The organism is Klebsiella sp. 4_1_44FAA (assembly GCF_000238715.1).
Lineage (GTDB): Bacteria > Pseudomonadota > Gammaproteobacteria > Enterobacterales > Enterobacteriaceae > Klebsiella > Klebsiella pneumoniae.
On sequence record NZ_JH414798.1, the window covers coordinates 301462 to 318992 of the forward strand.

General features: G+C 60.5%; 17 protein-coding genes. 11 read left to right on the forward strand and 6 right to left on the reverse strand.

Going from position 1 to position 17531, the window contains the following annotated elements; genetic code table 11:
- The first annotated feature begins 199 nt into the window (after positions 1-199).
- Together yoeI and plaP are read left to right on the forward strand one after the other, a co-directional pair.
- Complete coding sequence (gene yoeI / locus HMPREF1024_RS32145) at positions 200-262, forward strand: membrane protein YoeI (protein ID WP_096335043.1); 63 nt, start codon at positions 200-202, stop codon at positions 260-262.
- Positions 252-1610 (forward strand): putrescine/proton symporter PlaP, encoded by a 1359-nt coding sequence (gene plaP, locus HMPREF1024_RS24090; protein WP_004148994.1) that lies wholly within the window; start codon positions 252-254, stop codon positions 1608-1610. The genes yoeI and plaP overlap by 11 nt, the downstream gene beginning before the upstream one ends.
- Positions 1611-1791: 181 nt before the next feature.
- Here the strand turns inward: plaP and HMPREF1024_RS24085 are convergent, their stop codons facing one another.
- On the reverse strand, positions 1792-2103 hold the full coding sequence (locus tag HMPREF1024_RS24085; protein ID WP_002912109.1) for a helix-turn-helix transcriptional regulator: 312 nt from the start codon (positions 2101-2103) through the stop codon (positions 1792-1794).
- A 239-nt stretch (positions 2104-2342) separates the two neighbouring features.
- On the opposite strand from HMPREF1024_RS24085, the gene fusA reads away from it, so the two are divergent.
- On the forward strand, positions 2343-4445 hold the full coding sequence (gene fusA / locus HMPREF1024_RS24080; protein ID WP_009307485.1) for an elongation factor G: 2103 nt from the start codon (positions 2343-2345) through the stop codon (positions 4443-4445).
- A 216-nt stretch (positions 4446-4661) separates the two neighbouring features.
- On the opposite strand, the gene sbcB is transcribed toward fusA, so the two are convergent.
- Positions 4662-6086 carry an exodeoxyribonuclease I gene (gene sbcB, locus HMPREF1024_RS24075; RefSeq protein WP_009307488.1) on the reverse strand — a complete coding sequence of 475 codons (1425 nt, stop codon included), beginning with the start codon at positions 6084-6086 and terminating at the stop codon, positions 4662-4664.
- Positions 6087-6266: 180 nt separating this feature from the next.
- Here sbcB and dacD point away from each other — a divergent pair, with 180 nt between their 5' ends.
- The 6 genes from dacD to cobT all read left to right on the forward strand — a co-directional run bounded on the left by dacD (position 6267) and on the right by cobT (position 11878).
- Positions 6267-7430, forward strand: a complete 1164-nt coding sequence (dacD, locus tag HMPREF1024_RS24070) for a serine-type D-Ala-D-Ala carboxypeptidase DacD (protein ID WP_004153104.1) — start codon at positions 6267-6269, stop codon at positions 7428-7430.
- A gap of 176 nt (positions 7431-7606) precedes the next feature.
- Positions 7607-8080: a DNA gyrase inhibitor SbmC gene (gene sbmC / locus HMPREF1024_RS24065; protein ID WP_004144123.1), complete on the forward strand. Its 474-nt coding sequence runs from the start codon at positions 7607-7609 to the stop codon at positions 8078-8080.
- Positions 8081-8178: 98 nt separating this feature from the next.
- The gene (locus HMPREF1024_RS24060; RefSeq protein ID WP_002911885.1) at positions 8179-9237 is read left to right on the forward strand and encodes an FUSC family protein; all 1059 of its coding nucleotides are present in this window, start codon (positions 8179-8181) and stop codon (positions 9235-9237) included.
- A gap of 167 nt (positions 9238-9404) precedes the next feature.
- The gene (locus tag HMPREF1024_RS24055; RefSeq protein ID WP_002911883.1) at positions 9405-9728 is read left to right on the forward strand and encodes a DUF496 family protein; all 324 of its coding nucleotides are present in this window, start codon (positions 9405-9407) and stop codon (positions 9726-9728) included.
- Between the two features lie 314 nt (positions 9729-10042).
- The gene (gene cobS, locus HMPREF1024_RS24050) at positions 10043-10783 is read left to right on the forward strand and encodes an adenosylcobinamide-GDP ribazoletransferase (protein ID WP_009307493.1); all 741 of its coding nucleotides are present in this window, start codon (positions 10043-10045) and stop codon (positions 10781-10783) included.
- A 27-nt stretch (positions 10784-10810) separates the two neighbouring features.
- Positions 10811-11878, forward strand: a complete 1068-nt coding sequence (cobT, locus tag HMPREF1024_RS24045) for a nicotinate-nucleotide--dimethylbenzimidazole phosphoribosyltransferase (RefSeq protein WP_009307495.1) — start codon at positions 10811-10813, stop codon at positions 11876-11878.
- 42 nt (positions 11879-11920) lie between these two features.
- Here cobT and HMPREF1024_RS24040 read toward each other — a convergent pair whose 3' ends face one another.
- Positions 11921-13030 carry an adenosylhomocysteinase gene (locus tag HMPREF1024_RS24040; protein ID WP_009307497.1) on the reverse strand — a complete coding sequence of 370 codons (1110 nt, stop codon included), beginning with the start codon at positions 13028-13030 and terminating at the stop codon, positions 11921-11923.
- 198 nt (positions 13031-13228) lie between these two features.
- On the opposite strand from HMPREF1024_RS24040, the gene HMPREF1024_RS24035 reads away from it, so the two are divergent.
- Positions 13229-13960, forward strand: a complete 732-nt coding sequence (locus HMPREF1024_RS24035; protein ID WP_002911879.1) for an HPP family protein — start codon at positions 13229-13231, stop codon at positions 13958-13960.
- Positions 13961-13981: 21 nt separating this feature from the next.
- Here HMPREF1024_RS24035 and HMPREF1024_RS24030 read toward each other — a convergent pair whose 3' ends face one another.
- Positions 13982-14371, reverse strand: coding sequence for a tautomerase family protein (locus tag HMPREF1024_RS24030; protein WP_004175282.1), 390 nt, complete (start codon positions 14369-14371; stop codon positions 13982-13984).
- Positions 14372-14486: 115 nt separating this feature from the next.
- Between HMPREF1024_RS24030 and HMPREF1024_RS24025 the strand changes: the two genes are divergently transcribed.
- The gene (locus HMPREF1024_RS24025) at positions 14487-15443 is read left to right on the forward strand and encodes a LysR family transcriptional regulator (RefSeq protein WP_004180478.1); all 957 of its coding nucleotides are present in this window, start codon (positions 14487-14489) and stop codon (positions 15441-15443) included.
- On the opposite strand, the gene HMPREF1024_RS24020 is transcribed toward HMPREF1024_RS24025, so the two are convergent.
- Together HMPREF1024_RS24020 and shiA are read right to left on the reverse strand one after the other, a co-directional pair.
- On the reverse strand, positions 15403-16143 hold the full coding sequence (locus HMPREF1024_RS24020) for a lipoate--protein ligase family protein (RefSeq protein WP_009307502.1): 741 nt from the start codon (positions 16141-16143) through the stop codon (positions 15403-15405). The genes HMPREF1024_RS24025 and HMPREF1024_RS24020 overlap by 41 nt on opposite strands.
- Positions 16144-16189: 46 nt before the next feature.
- Complete coding sequence (gene shiA, locus HMPREF1024_RS24015) at positions 16190-17509, reverse strand: shikimate transporter (protein WP_009307504.1); 1320 nt, start codon at positions 17507-17509, stop codon at positions 16190-16192.
- Between the last annotated feature and the right edge of the window lie 22 nt (positions 17510-17531).

The window sequence follows — 17531 nt, forward strand, 5'->3', positions numbered from 1 at the left end:
TCATAACATCTTGTCAACGCCATTGAATTTGTTGCAAAATATGCGGCCTGAAAACCAGAGACTAGCCGACGCTTTTTTTTAAAGTGTCGGTTATTTTTTTGGTCGAAAGACACATCATTCAATACCAAGAGGCCGGGCTTCGTACCGGATAGATATTTACTAAAAACCGACAGTCGTTGTCGCTGAGGAATAGAAAGAAATGGGGCAATTTTTTGCTTACGCGCTGGCGTTCACCGTAAAAGGGGATAACTATGTCGCATAACGCTACTCCAAATACCTCTCGCGTGGAATTACGTAAAACGCTTACGTTAGTTCCGGTTGTAATGATGGGCCTGGCCTATATGCAGCCGATGACGCTGTTCGATACGTTTGGTATCGTCTCTGGTATGACCGACGGTCACGTGCCGACGGCCTACGCCTTTGCGTTAATCGCTATCCTGTTTACTGCTCTGAGCTATGGCAAGCTGGTACGTCGTTACCCTTCTGCCGGCTCGGCGTATACCTATGCGCAGAAATCCATCAGCCCGACCGTTGGCTTTATGGTGGGTTGGTCCTCGCTGCTCGACTACCTGTTCGCGCCGATGATCAACATTCTGCTGGCGAAAATCTATTTTGAAGCGCTGGTGCCTTCGATTCCGTCGTGGGTGTTTGTTATCGCGCTGGTCGCCTTTATGACCGCCTTTAACCTGCGCAGCATTAAATCCGTGGCCAACTTCAACACCGTGATCGTGGTGCTGCAGGTGGTGCTGATCGCCGTTATCCTCGGCATGGTGATTTATGGCGTGTTTGAAGGCGAGGGCGCCGGTACGCTGGCCAGCAGCCGTCCGTTCTGGTCCGGTGACGCTCACGTGATCCCGATGATTACCGGGGCGACGATCCTGTGCTTCTCGTTTACCGGTTTCGATGGCATCAGCAACCTGTCTGAAGAGACCAAAGATGCAGAGCGCGTCATTCCGCGCGCGATCTTCCTGACCGCGCTGATCGGCGGCCTGATCTTCATCTTTGCCACCTACTTCCTGCAGCTGTACTTCCCGGATATCTCGCGCTTTAAAGATCCGGATGCGTCACAGCCGGAAATTATGCTCTACGTGGCAGGTAAAGCCTTCCAGGTTGGCGCGCTGATCTTCTCCACCATCACCGTACTGGCGTCCGGTATGGCGGCGCACGCTGGCGTGGCGCGTCTGATGTACGTTATGGGCCGCGACGGCGTGTTCCCGAAAAGCTTCTTCGGCTACGTGCACCCGACCTGGCGCACTCCGGCGATGAACATCATCCTGGTCGGCGCGATTGCGCTGCTGGCGATTAACTTCGACCTGGTGATGGCGACGGCGCTGATTAACTTTGGTGCGCTGGTGGCGTTTACCTTCGTTAACCTGTCGGTGATTTCCCAGTTCTGGATCCGTGAGAAGCGCAACAAGACGCTGAAAGACCACTTCCAGTATCTGTTCCTGCCGATGTGCGGCGCCCTGACCGTTGGCGCGCTGTGGGTCAACCTGGAAGAGAGCTCGATGATTCTGGGCCTGATCTGGGCCGGTATCGGTCTGGTCTATCTGGCCTGCGTGACCAAAAGCTTCCGCAACCCGGTGCCGCAGTACGAAGATGTGGCCTAAGGCATAGCGTGATGTAAATAATAAAAGCCGGAGGGAAACCTCCGGCTTTTTTTTGTCTGCGCCGGTTCGACATCGAGGTCTGATTTTTTTGCAGGGCGGCGCTTGCCGGGCCTGGGGGACATAAGCTGACGGGAGGCCGCCGTAGGCCGGGTCAGGCGCAGCCGCCACCCGGCAGAAGAGCTTATCCTGCCTGCACCATAACTTTCAGCAGCGTATCCAGCAGGCCGGGAAAACGGGCGTCCAGATCTTCCCGGCGCAGCGAAATCATATTCTCCCGTCCCTGAGGCCGTTGCCAGATCACACCGCTGTCGCGCAGGACGCGCCAGTGGTGGGTCATGGTGGACTTGGCCACCTCCTCCTGGCGCAGGGCGTTGCAGCTCAGCTCGCTGCCGTCGGCCAGCGTACGAATGATCTCCAGTCGCAGCGGGTTTCCGAGCGCGGAAAGGACATTTTCCAGGCGAATTTGTTCTCGTTCGGGGTGATTGGCGATCATAATAATCCTGTGTCGGCGGTGGCGCGGCGCATGGCAGCCGCAGCCCATATCGGCGGCTGGCGGCTACTATACCCAAACTCCGGTTCTGATACCACGCGCGCCGCCGCAACCTGCCCAATCGTAATGATAGCAAAAATAGTTCGAATATACACGTACAGTTGTACTAAGATAGACGCAGTTAAATGAACTGCGGATCATTCCGACCGCAGACTGACCGTCAAAACGACTAAGGACGCATCATGCCCCGACCCATCCCTCTCGAACGTTATCGCAACATCGGTATCTCCGCGCATATCGATGCCGGTAAAACCACCACCACCGAGCGCATCCTGTTTTATACCGGGATGAGCCATAAGCTGGGTGAAGTACACGATGGCGCGGCAACCACCGACTGGATGGCGCAGGAGCAAGAGCGCGGGATCACCATTACCTCGGCGGCGGTAAGCTGCTTCTGGCCGGGGATGGACCGCAGCTTCGAGCCGCACCGGATCAATATCATCGACACCCCGGGGCACGTGGATTTCACCATTGAGGTGGAACGTTCCATGCGCGTGCTCGACGGCGCGGTGATGGTGTACGACTCCGTCGGCGGGGTGCAGCCCCAGTCGGAAACCGTCTGGCGCCAGGCGAATAAATACCACGTTCCGCGGCTGGCCTTCGTCAACAAGATGGACCGCCCCGGCGCGGACTTCTTCCGCGTGGTGCAGATGATGATCGACCGCCTGAAGGCTAACCCGGTGCCGATTGTGATCCCCATTGGCGCTGAAGAGCATTTCACCGGCGTCGTCGACCTGGTGAAAATGCGCGCCATCCTGTGGGATGACGCCACCCAGGGCATGACCTTTAGCTATGGGCCAGTCCCTGACGATCTGCTGGCGACGGCGCAGCAGTGGCGGGAGAAAATGGTCTCGGCGGCGGCGGAAGCCAGCGATGAGCTGATGGATAAATACCTGGAAACCGGTGAGCTGGACGAGGCGGAGATCGTCGCCGGTCTGCGCCAGCGCACGGTGAAGGGGGAGATCCAGGCGGTGCTCTGCGGGAGCGCCTTTAAAAACAAAGGCGTGCAGCGCATGCTCGATGCGGTGGTGGAGCTGATGCCGTCGCCGCTGGATATTCCGGCGATACAGGGCGTTGATGAGCAAGGCCAGCCGGCGGAACGCCATCCGAGCGACGATGAGCCGCTGTCGGCGCTGGCGTTCAAACTGATGACCGACCCCTACGTCGGCCAGCTGACCTTTATCCGCGTCTACTCCGGGACGCTGAAGAAAGGCGATGCGGTGTGGAACCCGGTGAAGGGTAAGAAAGAGCGCATCGGGCGTATCGTGCTGATGCAGGCCAACGACCGTCACGAAGTTGACGAACTGCACGCCGGGGATATCGCGGCCTGCGTCGGTCTGAAGGATGTGACCACCGGCGATACGTTATGCGATCCGGATGCGGTGATTACCCTCGAACGGATGGAGTTTCCGGAGCCGGTGATTTCGCTGGCGATTGAGCCGAAGACCAAAGCGGACCAGGAGAAAATGGGCATCGCGCTGCAGCGGCTGGCGGCGGAAGATCCGTCGTTCCGTCTGCATACCGATGAAGAGTCCGGCCAGACGATTATCTCCGGCATGGGTGAGCTGCATCTGGAGATCATTGTCGACCGGATGAAGCGCGAGTTTGGCGTCGAGGCCAACATTGGCCGTCCGCAGGTCACCTACCGCGAAACCCTGCGCAAGAAAGTGACGGACGTGGAAGGCAAATTTGTGCGCCAGTCCGGCGGCAAAGGGCAGTACGGGCACGTTGTGCTGACCCTGGAGCCGCTGGCGCCGGGCAGCGGTTTCGTCTTCGAGGACGCCACCAAAGGCGGCGTGGTGCCGCGGGAGTACATCCCTTCCGTGGAGAAAGGGCTGCGCGAAGCGATGGGCACCGGCGTGCTGGCGGGTTATCCGGTGGTTGACGTGAAAGCGACCCTGACCTTTGGGTCGTACCACGACGTGGACTCCTCGGAGATGGCGTTCCGCATGGCGGCGATCTTTGGCTTCCGGGAGGGCGCGCGCAAAGCGGATCCGGTGATCCTTGAGCCAGTGATGCACGTCGAGGTGGAGACGCCGGAAGAGTACGCCGGGAATATTATGGGCGATCTCTCTTCCCGTCGCGGGATGGTGCAGGGGATGGAAGAGCGCTTCGGCAGCCAGATCATCCGCGCCGACGTGCCGCTGGCGGAGATGTTTGGTTATTCCACCACGCTGCGCTCGATGTCGCAGGGACGGGCAACCTACAGCATGGAGTTCCACCATTACGCGGAAGCGCCGCGTAATGTGGCGGATGAAATCATCGCCAGCCGCGCGAAAAGCTAAGCAACGTTCCCGGGTGCGACGCGAGGCGTCTTACCCGGGCTACTCTGGTACCAGCGCCCAGGCCCGGTAAGGCGAAGCCGCCACCGGGCAAAAAGGTAAGCGTGAACTGGGGACGCAATGCCCGGCGGCGCTGCTGGACTGCCCCCCAAAAGTTGGACACCCAACTGAGTTTGTAGCCCGGTAAGGCGTTAGCCGCAACCCGGGAATTTCAGCCAATCAGACAATATCCTGCGCGTACTGCCACAGCGCTTTCAGTTGCGCCAGCTTCTCTTTATCATCCGCATACTGCTGATACAGCATCTGCAGCTCATCGGCATAGGCCTGCAAAAACGCCGGCGTAAACACCTGACGACGGTGCTCTAACCAGCGCTGCTGCTCATGTTCATCGAGCGTGCCGGGGAAGTTGCGCGCCCGGTAGTTAAACAGCAGGCGTTCGATACGCTGGTCGGCGAAGGTGATATCCAGTGCCGGCAGATTGCGCGGTTCGGTTTCCAGCACGATTTTCATCGCCGCGCGGTCGGCATCGCTAAAGAACCCATTGTACAGCTGGGCGTCGACGTTTTCGGACGGCACGAAGGGTTCGGCTTCGGCATAGACCGCCACTACCTTCTCGCGCACCTGCGGATTCGCCCGCAGCAGCTGGGCGTTCTCCAGACAGCGCTGAATAGAGATCCCCAGCCGGTCGGCATCCTGCGGGCGCAGGGTATTGGCCTGGGCCAGTACCGGACATTTATTTAAATGCACCAGCTTGATCGGCGCCGCCGGCAGATCGCCAAGCTCGGCGCGCGGGGTGTAAAGCCGCTCGCGCAGGGCATCGGCATCCAGTTCCAGCAGCGGCGCCATATCGCCCGCCAGATCGACCATAATCACCGCATTGCGGTTTTCCGGATGCCAGGCCAGGGGCGCCACCAGGCTGGTGTTGCCGCGCGCGGCGCCAAACATGCCGGAGACATGCACCAGGGGCTTCATCTGCGGCACGTCGATAAGCGTCGCCAGCTTGCGCTTATTGCGGTGGCTGTAGAGATAATCAAACAGCCGCGGCTGCCGGGTTTTCACCAGTTTCGCCATGGCGATGGTGGCGTATACGTCGGCCATCGCGTCATGGGCGTTCTGGTGTTCAATACCGTTGGCGACGGTCAGATGTTCAAGCCGGAAGCTCGGCAACCCTTCGTCATTCTCCGGCCAGGCGATCCCTTCCGGGCGCAGGGCATAGCAGGCGCGCATCACGTCGAGCAGATCCCAGCGCGAGTTATCGTGCTGCCAGCTCCAGGCATAAGGGTCATAGAAGTTGCGATAGAAGATATTCCGCGTCACTTCGTCATCAAAGCGCACGTTGTTATAGCCGACGATACAGGTTTGCGGCACCGTGAACAGATCGTGGATGCGGCGGGCAAATGTGGCCTCATTATCCCCTTTGGCCAGCGCTTCCTGCGGCGTGATCCCGGTGATCATCACCGCCTGCGGCTGCGGCAGGTAATCGTCAGCGGGTTTGCAGTAAAACACCTCGGGCTCGCCGATCACGTTCAGCTCCGCGTCGGTGCGGATGGCGGCGAACTGCGCCGGCCGGTCGAGGGAAGGGCTGGTGCCGAAGGTTTCATAATCGTGGAATAAAAATCCGGGCTGGTTGACGCTATCTTGCATAGTCTGTTCATTATCCGTGGTGGCGTGCGACCGGTATGGTAAACGATTTGCCCGGTCATCAGAAGGGTCGCGGCAAGCAACTTCCTCTGCTGTGTCATATTTTCTTGCAATTAAACCCTGATATGAAACGCGAAGTTCCGTAAAAAGGACGGCGGATCTGTAAATCTAGAGGATATGCCGTTGAAAGGCCGTTTGTTTATTGCTGTATCTTTGCTCGCTTCGAGCGTTTCCTGCGCATTTGCCGTCGACTTACCTGCTACGGTCGCGCCGCCTTCCATTCAGGCTGGCTCCTGGGTGCTGATGGATTACACCACCGGTCAGGTCCTGACCGCGGGTAACGAACATCAGCAGCGTAATCCTGCCAGTCTGACCAAACTGATGACCGGCTACGTGGTCGATCGCGCCATCGACAGCCATCGTATCACCTTTGACGATATCGTCACCGTGGGTAAAGACGCCTGGGCGAAGGGCAACCCGGTGTTCGACGGATCATCGCTGATGTTCTTAAAGCCAGGGGATCGCGTTAGCGTTCGCGACCTCAGCCGTGGGCTGATTGTCGACTCCGGTAACGACGCCTGCGTCGCGCTGGCCGACTATGTCGCCGGCGGCCAGCCGCAGTTTGTCGCCCTGATGAATCAGTATGTCGAAAAACTGCACCTGCGGGACACCCATTTCGAAACCGTCCACGGCCTCGACGCTCCGGGCCAGCACAGTTCGGCCTATGACCTGGCGGTGCTGTCGCGGGCGATTATTCATGGCGAACCTGACGTCTACCACATGTACAGCCAGAAAAGCCTGACGTGGAACGGGATCACCCAGCAAAACCGTAACGGTCTGCTGTGGGATAAAACCATGAACGTCGATGGCCTGAAAACCGGCCACACCTCGGGCGCCGGGTTCAACCTGATCGCCTCGGCGGTGGATGGCCAGCGCCGGCTGATCGCCGTGGTGATGGGGGCGGACAGTCCGAAAGGCCGCGAGCAGCAGGCCGCTAAACTGCTGCACTGGGGGCAGCAGAACTTCGACACCGTGCAGGTGCTGCAGAAGGGGCAGAAGGTCGGCACCGAGCGTATCTGGTACGGCGATAAAGAGCAGATTAAGCTCGGCACCGATCAGGATTTCTGGTTAGCCCTGCCGAAGGCGGAAGTGTCGCGCATTAAAGCGAAATATGTGCTGGATAAGAAGGACCTTGAGGCGCCGATCGCCGCCAATCAGCGGGTTGGCGAGATTTCACTGTATGACGGCGACAAGGTGGTGGGGCACTATCCGCTGGTCACCCTCGAAAGCATCAATAAAGGCGGAGTGTTCTCGCGAATGAGCGATTACCTGCATCACGAGCTGTAACCACGCCAACCGCCTCTTTGCAGGCGGTTTTTTTTCGTCTGTCGTTCGTGCTGGCGGGGCGCCTGTTTTTACAGCAGTGTGGTGGCGACTCTGTGAATTCGCGCACATACTGAGGGGGGATCTCCTGTTAAATTAACTGTATATTTATACAGTCATTTATCTCCAAAGGAGGCAAGATGAACTACAGCATCACCACCCTCGGCAAGAAAACCATCGCCGGTTTCCATCTGGTCGGGCCCTGGGATCACACGGTCAAGCAGGGGTTTGAGCAACTGATGATGTGGGTTGAGAACCACCAGGTGCCCGCCCGCGAATGGGTGGCCGTCTACTACGATAACCCGGAGGAAGTGCCGGCGGAAAAACTGCGCTGCGCGACAGCGGTCGCCGTGGATGAGGATTATGTCATTCCCGCCAACAGCGAAGGGGTGATCCTGGCGGCGATTGCCGGCGGGGATTACGCCTGCGCCCGCGCGCGGGTGGTGGATTACGACTTCGCCACTCCGTGGATGCAGTTTTTCGACAGCCTGCAGCAGAGCACGGCGTATCGCATCGCCCCCCAGCCCTGCTTTGAGGTCTATCTTAACGACGGCAACCACGACGGCTACTGGGATATCGACATGTATGTTCCCGTTGAGCGCGTCGCGTCGTAGCGGTTTACCCCTGTTCCGGACAAGGTTTTTTACATTCCCGGCATGCTCCGGGCGAAAAAGCAGTTACAATTGGCCTTTTCGTTTTGCCGGAGAGGGTTGTGCGCGCTGATAAATCACTCAAGCCATTTGAGATCCGCTTGTATCGCCATTATCGGGTGGTGCATGGTGTGCGGATTGCGCTGGCCTTTGTGCTCACTTTTTTGCTGGTGCGGCTGCTGAACGTGCCTGAGGGAACCTGGCCTCTCATCACTCTGGTGGTGGTGATGGGGCCGATCTCCTTCTGGGGTAACGTCGTGCCGCGGGCGTTTCAGCGTATCGGCGGCACGATCCTCGGTTCGGCGCTGGGGCTGGTGGCGCTGAAGCTTGAGCTCATCTCTCTGCCGCTGATGGTCCTCTGGTGCGCGGCGGCGATGTTCCTCTGCGGCTGGCTGGCGCTGGGCAAGAAACCCTATCAGGCGCTGCTGATCGGCATCACTCTGTCGGTGGTGGTCGGGGCGCCGCCCGGCGATATGCATACCGCGCTGTGGCGAAGCGGCGACGTGATCTTCGGCTCGCTGCTGGCGATGCTGTTTACCGGCATCTGGCCGCAGCGGGCGTTCATCCACTGGCGCATCCAGATGGCCAGCTATGTCACCAACTTTAACCGCCTCTACCAGGCCGGCTTCTCGCCAAATCTGGTGGATCGACCGCGGCTGGAAAAGCATCTCCAGCAGGCGCTGAACGACGTGGTTAAAATGCGCGGGCTGATCACCCCCGCCAGCAAAGAGACGCACATCCAGAAGGCGATCTTCGAGGCTATCCAGACCGTCAGCCGCAACCTCGTCTGCATGCTGGAGCTGCAGATCAACGCCTGGTGGGCAACGCGTCCGGGTCACTTCGTGATGCTCAATGCGCACACCCTGCGGGAGACGCAGCAGATGACCCAGCAGACGCTGTTGTCCATCGCCCACGCGCTGTACGAAGGGAACCCTCAGCCTGTGCGCGCCAACAATGAAAAGCTGACTGAGATCGTCCTCGAACTGCGCCAGCTGCTGAAAGAGCAGGGTGATGACGGCCTGGCGGAAACCCCGGTCCATGGCTATGTTTGGCTCTCAATCGAACTGGCGCGCCAGCTGGAGCTGCTCTCGCATCTGATCTGCCGCGCGTTGCGCAAATAAACATCAGATGCACCGGGTAACCACATGGGTTGTTTCGATTCAGCAGCGTTTAGGGTTATGATAAACGCAAAGGAAAAAACATTGTCATCAGCGGCTGCTAGCAGTTATGTTAGCCCTATAACGCAGTCGCTTTACGAATCCGAATCTCAATTATTAGGGGTGTAAAAATGGAAACAACTAAGCCTTCTTTCCAGGACGTACTGGAGTTTGTTCGTCTGTACCGTCGTAAGAACAAACTGCAGCGTGAAATTCAGGACGTTGAGAAAAAGATCCGTGATAACCAGAAGCGCGTTCTGCTGCTGGACAACCTCAGCGACTACATCAAACCGGGCATGAGCGTGGAAGCCATCCAGGGCATCATCGCCAGCATGAAGAGCGATTACGAAGATCGCGTTGATGATTACATCATCAAAAATGCCGAGCTGTCCAAAGAGCGCCGCGACATCTCGAAAAAACTGAAAGTGATGGGCGAAGCCAAAGTCGAAGGCTAAACCCTGCCGGTCCGGCGGGGTTAAGCGTCGCCGGGCTGTTCCGCGTTTCCCTCTCTTTCCTGCTTTTTTCTGCGAAAACTTTGTTCCGGCAACTGCCTCTCCTCACCGACACTTTGCTATACTGGCCCGCGAAAAACGTATTGATATCGGAAAGGTTTCTCTCATCCTGGCCGGGCATCTGACGCAGCGGCGTCAGGGCGATATCTCAACACCTCTCACCTCTCCGACGATCGATTCGCCAGAAGACAAACTCAGGTGCTGACCGGGCGCGACAGAACTCTTCCGCTGCTTTCGCCGACAGGAGTCAACCTCACGTGATTAAGTCATTCTTTGCTGCACTCTCGTTTATCAGCCGCCTGCCGGTCCCGGCGCGGTTATCTCAGGGCCTGGAGATCGAACAGTACCAGCGCAGTATCGTCACCTTTCCGCTGGTCGGTTTACTGCTTGGCGCCATCGCCGGCGCGGTGGCGCTCCTCCTGCAGCCGTGGTGCGGCGTCCCGCTGGCGGCGCTGTTCGGCGTGCTGGCGCTGGCGCTGCTCACCGGCGGATTCCACCTTGACGGGCTGGCTGATACCTGCGACGGCATTTTCTCCGCCCGCACCCGCGATCGGATGCTGGAGATCATGCGCGACAGCCGGCTGGGCACCCACGGCGGGCTGGCGCTGATCTTCGTGCTGGTGGCGAAAGTGCTGGTGGTTGGCGAGCTGCTGCTGCGTGATATCCACCCCATCGCAGCCCTGGCGGCGGCCTGCGCCGTCGGTCGCGGGATGGCGGTGCTGCTGATGTATCGTCATCGCTATGCGCGGGAAAAGGGGCTGGGCAATCTGTTTATCGGCAAAATTAGCCTGCAGCAGACGCTGGTGACGATGGCGATGGCGATCGCGCTGGCCACCGCCCTGGTGGGGCTGCAGGGGCTGCGCGCCGCGCTGATCACCCTGGTGCTGATCTGGGGTCTGGGATGGGCGCTGAAGCGAACCCTCGGCGGGCAGACCGGAGATACCCTCGGGGCGGCGATTGAGCTGGGCGAATTACTCTTTTTACTGGCGCTGCTGTAAGGCCTGACGCCAACGGTGAGGAACAGAATGGAAACACTTTCGGCGTTACTGGCTGCCATTCCGCAGCCCGATGTGGCGGCCATGGCGCGCGCTCAGCAGCATATTGATGGCCTGTTAAAGCCGCCCGGCAGCCTTGGCCGTCTGGAGTCGCTGGCGGTGCAGCTGGCCGGTCTGCCTGGCTTGCAGGGGCAGCTGGCGCTGGCGGAGAAAGCGATCGTTGTCATGTGCGCCGACCATGGCGTCTGGCATGAAGGCGTGACCCCTTCGCCGCAGGGGGTGACAGCCATTCATGCCGGCAATATGGTGCGGGGCAACACCGGCGTCTGCGTGCTGGCGGCGCAGGCCGGGGCCAGGGTGCAGGTAGTGGATGTCGGCATCGATGCCGACCCGCTGCCGGGCCTGATTAACCTCAAAGTGGCCCGCGGTAGCGGGAATATCGCCCGGACGGCGGCGATGAGCCGCCAGCAGGCGGAGACGGTGCTGCTGGCCAGCATGCAGCTCACCCGCCAGCTCGCTGCCGACGGGGTGAAAGCCTTCGGCGTCGGCGAATTGGGAATGGCCAATACCACCCCGGCCGCAGCGACGATCAGTGTCCTGACGGGCAGCGACCCTGACGCGGTGGTGGGCTGTGGGGCCAATCTGCCGCTGGCGCAGCGGGGCCATAAGGTGGCGGTGGTGCGCCAGGCGATAGCCCATAATCAGCCGAACCCGGCCGACGGGCTGGATGTCCTGGCGAAGGTGGGGGGTTACGATCTGGTGGGCATGACCGGGGTGATCCTCGGGGCGGCCTCCTGTGGCCTGCCGGTGGTGCTGGATGGCTTCCTCTCCTATGCCTCTGCCCTGGCCGCCTGCCGCATGGCCCCGTCGGCGCACCTTTATCTTATTCCTTCACACCTGTCGGCGGAGAAAGGAGCGCAGATCGCCCTCGACGCGCTGGGTCTGCGGCCGTATCTCGATATGGACATGCGCCTGGGAGAGGGCAGCGGCGCCGCGCTGGCGATGCACCTGCTGGATGCCGCCAGCGTGATGTACAACCAGATGGGAACGCTGGCGCAGAGCAATATTGTGTTGCCCGATAGCGCGCCGTCGTCCTGATGGTAAAACGCATCGTCCCGCGATAGGGGCGATGCACCGGGTTTACAGGGCCTGCTGCCAGACCGCCTGGGGCAGGAGATAAACCTTCGCCGGGGCGCGCATGCCCTCAGTGACAATATGGCGGATGCCGCTGGCCATCACCGCCAGGGTGACGTCAAAGGCGTTCAGGCTATCGCCGAAGCCAGCGGTCAGATTGAGCATCGAACCATTGGCCAGCAGATAGACGGTTTTGTCGGCCATGCGGTAGGCGTTGATATACGGCATCACCTCTTCCTGGGGGTACTGGCGCAGGTAATCGCCGTCGATCTCTTCCGCCACGTGGCCGACGTTAAGGATAAATACTCCCGCTTTCGCCCGGTCCAGCGCCTGGCGATTAACCACGTTTTTACCGCCTGTCGCCGTGGCCACCACGTCCGCCGAGGCGATAGCCTCCTGGAGGTCCACCACGTGCCAGCCGTCGTAGGCCGCCTGCAGACGGCGGGCAGGATCGATCTCCGCCACCATCACCTGACCGCCAAAAGCTTTTGCCGCCGCCGCGACGCCCTGGCCGACCAGGCCGTAGCCGATCACCAGCACTTTTTTCTCATGCAGGGTGAGGTGAGTGGTCTGGAAGAAGGTGTGCCAGGCGGTGAGACCGACCATATGGCGGTTGTGCAGCCCCTCTTTGACCGGCAGATCGTCCCAGTTAAAGATCGGATAGCCTGGCTGAATATCCCCCAGCCGATTGACGCCCGAGCCGGTGGCTTCCAGACCCGCCACGATGTTCCCAAAATCGCCGCGCTGGTGGAGCAGGGTGGTGATATCGGCGCCCATCTCGCACAGGTGAGTGGGCTGCCAGGCAATCGCTTTTTCCCATGACTGTTGCCAGTCGGCATCGCTCATATTGCGCCACGCGCAGGCCTCGGCGCCGCGCTCCACCAGCCAGGCCACCACGTCGTCCTGCACGGTGGTGGGGTTACAGGTGGTTAAAAAGACCTGAGCGCCCTTGTCGAGGATCCCCTGTACCAGCGGGATCATTTTCATGTCGAGGTGCATACAGCAGGCCAGACGCACGCCGCTGAGGTCGGGCAGCGCGGCGACCTGACGCAGGGTACGCGGCATATTCTGGCTGGCCCATGCCACTTCTTTCGCTAAAGAGATTTTATTATTCACTGGGTTATGACCTTCAATTCGCAAAAGGGGTATCCCCCTGACCGAAAAGGGATTCTATCAGCCCCCGCGAGAATTCACAGCACAATGCCGTCGGACATCGCCGCCCGCGCTATCCCCTGCGAAAGACAGGGTTGTTAATTTAAGGTTAAAAAAAGAAAATAAAATATAAGTAATTCCTATGATTTGAGCGATGAAGCGATGTTGAGTGTTATTCCTGCGGGGATATTTTCACGGCTGCGGATTTTCCTTGGCCGCCTGAAGCCGCACGCGCTGCCGGTGGCCCGCCGGCATATCGTGCTGGGATCCATTGGCGCCGGCACCGGACTGGCGGTGACCAGCATGTTCAGCCACTGGCTGCTCGGCGAAGTCAATCTGTGGTTTATTGCCCCGATGGGGGCCTCGGCGGTACTCCTGTTTGGCGTACCGAGCAGCCCGCTGGCGCAGCCGTGGTCGATTGTCGGCGGCAACGTGCTGTCGGCGCTGATCGGTGTCACGGTGGGTATGCTGGTCCCCGATGCGGCGCTGGCCTGCGGTCTGGCGGCGGCTCTGGCCATCGCCGGGATGTATTTTCTGCGCTGTCTGCATCCCCCCGGCGGCGCGGTGGCCCTGACGGCGATCCTCGGCGGCGCCGGGGTGCACAGCGAAGGCTATCACTTTGTGCTGACCCCGGTGCTCCTCAACTCGCTGATGCTGGCGCTGCTAGCTATTGTGTTTAATAACCTGGTTGGCCGCCGTTATCCGCATCCGCTGGCGGCGGAGGAGGTCAAATCCAGGGCGGTGCCGCTGGGTATTTCGGTCACCCGGGAAGATATTCACGCCGCGCTGCTGGAAGGCCAGTTCCTCGACATTGATGAAGACGATGTCCAGGAGTTGCTGGAGAATATCGAGCAGCAGGCGCGGCAGCGTATCGCGACGGCAGCCCGCCGCTAAGGGCGTACTGCGGGCTGCGGGTTACAGATCGCCGGTAAGATACTGCGCGACCCCGCGGCCAAAGCTCCAGTCGCCTTTCTGGTTACTGATAATCGACACCATCAGATCATCGCCGCTCAGGCCGCAGTGTTCCGCCAGCTCCTCCTGCAAAATGGCGAAGAAGCGCTGCTTCTGCGCCTCGCTGCGCGGGCTGGTATAGACCCGCACCACCACCAGATCCCGCGTGCGGGTCAATCCGAGGCCGGTATCTTCAATCACCATATGATGGGCTTTGTTTTCATGAACAATCTGGTAACGGTCGCGTTCTGGTACCTCGAAGGCGCGCAGCACGGCGCGATGGGCGGCATCCAGCAGGGTTTTGACCTCCTGTTCCGTACGGCCTTCAATCAGGTCAAATGTCAGTAATGGCATGCAGGTGCTCCTTATCGTTAGGGAATAATGATGGGCTCAACAAGATGCTAGCCGATGCCGCCGCCGGCAAAAACCGCTATAGTTGAATACATTGTTTTTACTGGTGAACAATCACATGAGCGAGAGTCGTCCGGAGAGTTACTGGCCCCATCTGTACTGGCTGACGGTGCTGGAAGAACAAAAAAGCTATACCCGGGCCGCGGAAAAGCTGGGGATCAGCAAGTCGGCTATCAGCCAGAAAATCAGCGAGCTGGAGCGGGTGACCGGTAAAACCCTCGTCCATCGCACCACCCGCAGCGTGAGCCTCAGCGACGACGGACTGCGGCTGGTGGCGGAGCTCAACGAGCCGTTTGGTCAGCTGCGGGATATTTTCACCGGCGCCTGCGATGAAGGCGGGCCGCTGCGGGGAACGCTGCGCCTGACCGCGCCGGTGGCCTTTTCCCGCCAGCAGCTGGTCCCGGCAATCGCGCCGTTTTTGCATCAGCATCCCCAGCTGCATCTGCAGCTTGAGGTCACCGACCGGCTGGTCTCTCTGGCCAGCGAAGGGTTCGATCTCGCCATCCGCCACTGTCGACGCGAGGCGCTCCCCGATACCCACGTCGCCTGGCCGCTGTGTCACACCGCGACGCTTACCGTCGCGTCCGCCGACTATATTCGCCGCCATGGCCGCCCGGAGACCCCCGAAGATCTGCGCCACCACCAATGCCTGACCTATCCCCGTGGGCCACAGCGCCCGCAGTGGACGTTCGCCTCCCGTCAGTCGCCCGATGCTCGGGTGACCATCAACGTGCAGGGGCCATTCGCCACCAATAACAGCGAGTCGCTACGTGATGCAGTGCTGGCGGGGCTTGGGGTGGCGCTGTTGCCGGATTTCAGCGCCCGGGAGGCCATTGGCCGCGGGCTGGTGCAGGAGCTGCTGCCGGCGTGGCAGCCGGTGGAGGTGTTTGCCGATCGGCTGTACGTCATCCGGCCCTATACCCCGCGCGTGTCGCGCGCGGTGGAAACCTTCAGCCGCTACCTGAAAGCGACCTTCAGCGAGCCGCGTCCAGCTCCTGCGCCAGCGTCTCGCTAAAGCGGGGCAGCAGATGGCGCTCGCCGGGAAGCAGTTGCGCGAGAGTAACGGTCTTGTCAGCGCAATAGACCCGCTCGCTGCCGAGCTGCGCTTCGAAGGCGTTCGCCGCCTGATGCGCCGCGCTCAGATCGGTGTCAATAAGGATCACCGCATGGGCCAGCACCACGTGGCCGCCGCCCGCCGCCAGCGGCCGCCAGTACTGGGCGGTACCGACAATCTTGCGCGCCTCCGCGCCTTCTCCGCAGGCAAGATTATACCGGCCATCGCAAAAGGAACCGCTCACCGCCCGGGGGTGGCTGGCAACGCCGAAGCGCGCGAGGGTGCGCTGCAGCACAGCGCACAGCGAATGATAGATCGGTTCGACGGCTTCGCCGAGCGGCTGCTGCACCGGCCAGGCGAGGCTAAGGTTGATAATGCCCGGCCCCTGGGGCACCAGACCGCCGCCGGAGCGGCGAAGCCATACCGGCCAGCCGCGCGCGGCAAAATGCGCGCTGACCGCCGGCAGATCCGTAAACTGACGATAGCTCCCCGGCACCACCAATCCCTGCGGCGCCTGCCAGAGCTGGGCGACGGCCTCGCCGGCGCTGGCTTTGGCAAACAGCGGCTGTTCGGCCTGGGAGGGATCCTCGCAAAACTGCAGCGCCAGCGAGGAGGGGGAAAAACGGCGAGGCCAGCAGTCGGCCAGGGTTAACTGAGACATGTATTCTCCTTACCGGAGGGCGCGGGTTACGCCCTCCGCTGGTGGGTCAGTCGACGGGGTGCTTTTTCATCAGCAGCGCGGTGAGCGCTGACAGCAGGCATCCTGCGGTCAGATAGAGGGCCACGCTGTGCCACGATCCGCCGGAGAAAGTGACCAGCGCCGCGGCAATAAACGGGGTAAAGCCGCCGCCGACCACGCTCGCCACCTGGTAGCCGACGCCGGCGCCGCTATAGCGATAGCTGGCGCCGAACAGCTCGGTAAACATCGGCTGCTGGACGCAGACCACCATATCATGGGCGATATTGGCCAGCATCAGGGCGAAGAACAGGATCCAGAAAACGGACTGACTCTCCATCGCCATAAAGAACGGGAAACCGCTCAAAGTGCCGATCAGCGCCCCGGTGATATAGATCCGTCGACGGCCAAAGCGGTCTGCCAGCCAGGCGAAGCAGGGGATAGTCAGGCAGCTAAGACCGCCCACCAGCAGGCCAATGTTGAGAAACAGCTCGCGCGGCAGGCCGAGGTTTTGCGTGGAGTAGTTGAGGGCGAAGGCGGTGACGATATACATCGTCAGCAGTTCACACAGCCGCAGGGCGATAATCAGTAAAAATGCTCCCGGATGGCGAAGCAGCGCTTCCACTACCGGTAGCCGCTTTTTCATCTGCGGCGCGTTGTCCTGGCTCTGCTGCGCTTCAAACTCCTGCGATTCCGCCATGCCGTTACGTATCCACAGCGCAATAAGGACCAGCACCACGCTGAACAGGAACGGTACGCGCCAGCCCCAGCTGAGGAACTGCTGGTCGCTGGTCAGGCTGCTAATCAGCGATACCAGCCCGGTAGAGAGCAGGAGGCCGACGCCGTAGCCCACCTGCACCCCGCTGCTGTAAAAGGCTTTTTTCCCCTGTGGGGCATTCTCCACCGAGAGCAGCGCCGCGCCGCCCCATTCGCCGCCGACGGCGAATCCCTGAACCGCTCGCAGGAACACCAGCAGCACCGGCGCCCACCAGCCGATCTGGTTGAACGAGGGGAGCAGGCCGATGCAGGCAGTGGCGATACCCATCATCCAGACGGTCATCATCAGCATCCGTTTCCGCCCGAGGCGATCGCCGAAGTGGCCAAAAATAATTCCGCCGAGCGGGCGAAAAAGAAACCCAACGCCGAAGGTGGCAAAGGCGGCAAGCGTTCCCATCGCCGGGCCGATTTGCGGGAAAAATTCGCGGTTGAACACCAGCGCGGCGGTAATGCCATAGAGAAGAAAATCGTACCAGTCGACCACCGCGCCGGCAAAACTACCCCAGGCCGCCCGCCGGGCCCGATGTAGTGAATCTGGCGCCTCGCCGGGCTGCATGCTTATTGTTGAATCCATACCCTGTCCTGTCAGTCACGTA

What these genes read in the sequence shown, in the direction of transcription:
- fusA (WP_009307485.1), top strand. Translation starts at nt 2,343, where the DNA reads ATGCCCCGACCCATCCCTCTCGAACGTTATCGCAACATCGGTATCTCC.
- shiA (WP_009307504.1), bottom strand. Translation starts at nt 17,509, where the DNA reads ATGGATTCAACAATAAGCATGCAGCCCGGCGAGGCGCCAGATTCACTA.
- HMPREF1024_RS24085 (WP_002912109.1), bottom strand. Translation starts at nt 2,103, where the DNA reads ATGATCGCCAATCACCCCGAACGAGAACAAATTCGCCTGGAAAATGTC.
- HMPREF1024_RS24030 (WP_004175282.1), bottom strand. Translation starts at nt 14,371, where the DNA reads ATGCCATTACTGACATTTGACCTGATTGAAGGCCGTACGGAACAGGAG.
- HMPREF1024_RS24020 (WP_009307502.1), bottom strand. Translation starts at nt 16,143, where the DNA reads ATGTCTCAGTTAACCCTGGCCGACTGCTGGCCTCGCCGTTTTTCCCCC.
- plaP (WP_004148994.1), top strand. Translation starts at nt 252, where the DNA reads ATGTCGCATAACGCTACTCCAAATACCTCTCGCGTGGAATTACGTAAA.
- HMPREF1024_RS24055 (WP_002911883.1), top strand. Translation starts at nt 9,405, where the DNA reads ATGGAAACAACTAAGCCTTCTTTCCAGGACGTACTGGAGTTTGTTCGT.
- sbcB (WP_009307488.1), bottom strand. Translation starts at nt 6,086, where the DNA reads ATGCAAGATAGCGTCAACCAGCCCGGATTTTTATTCCACGATTATGAA.
- HMPREF1024_RS24035 (WP_002911879.1), top strand. Translation starts at nt 13,229, where the DNA reads ATGTTGAGTGTTATTCCTGCGGGGATATTTTCACGGCTGCGGATTTTC.
- HMPREF1024_RS24025 (WP_004180478.1), top strand. Translation starts at nt 14,487, where the DNA reads ATGAGCGAGAGTCGTCCGGAGAGTTACTGGCCCCATCTGTACTGGCTG.
- cobT (WP_009307495.1), top strand. Translation starts at nt 10,811, where the DNA reads ATGGAAACACTTTCGGCGTTACTGGCTGCCATTCCGCAGCCCGATGTG.
- sbmC (WP_004144123.1), top strand. Translation starts at nt 7,607, where the DNA reads ATGAACTACAGCATCACCACCCTCGGCAAGAAAACCATCGCCGGTTTC.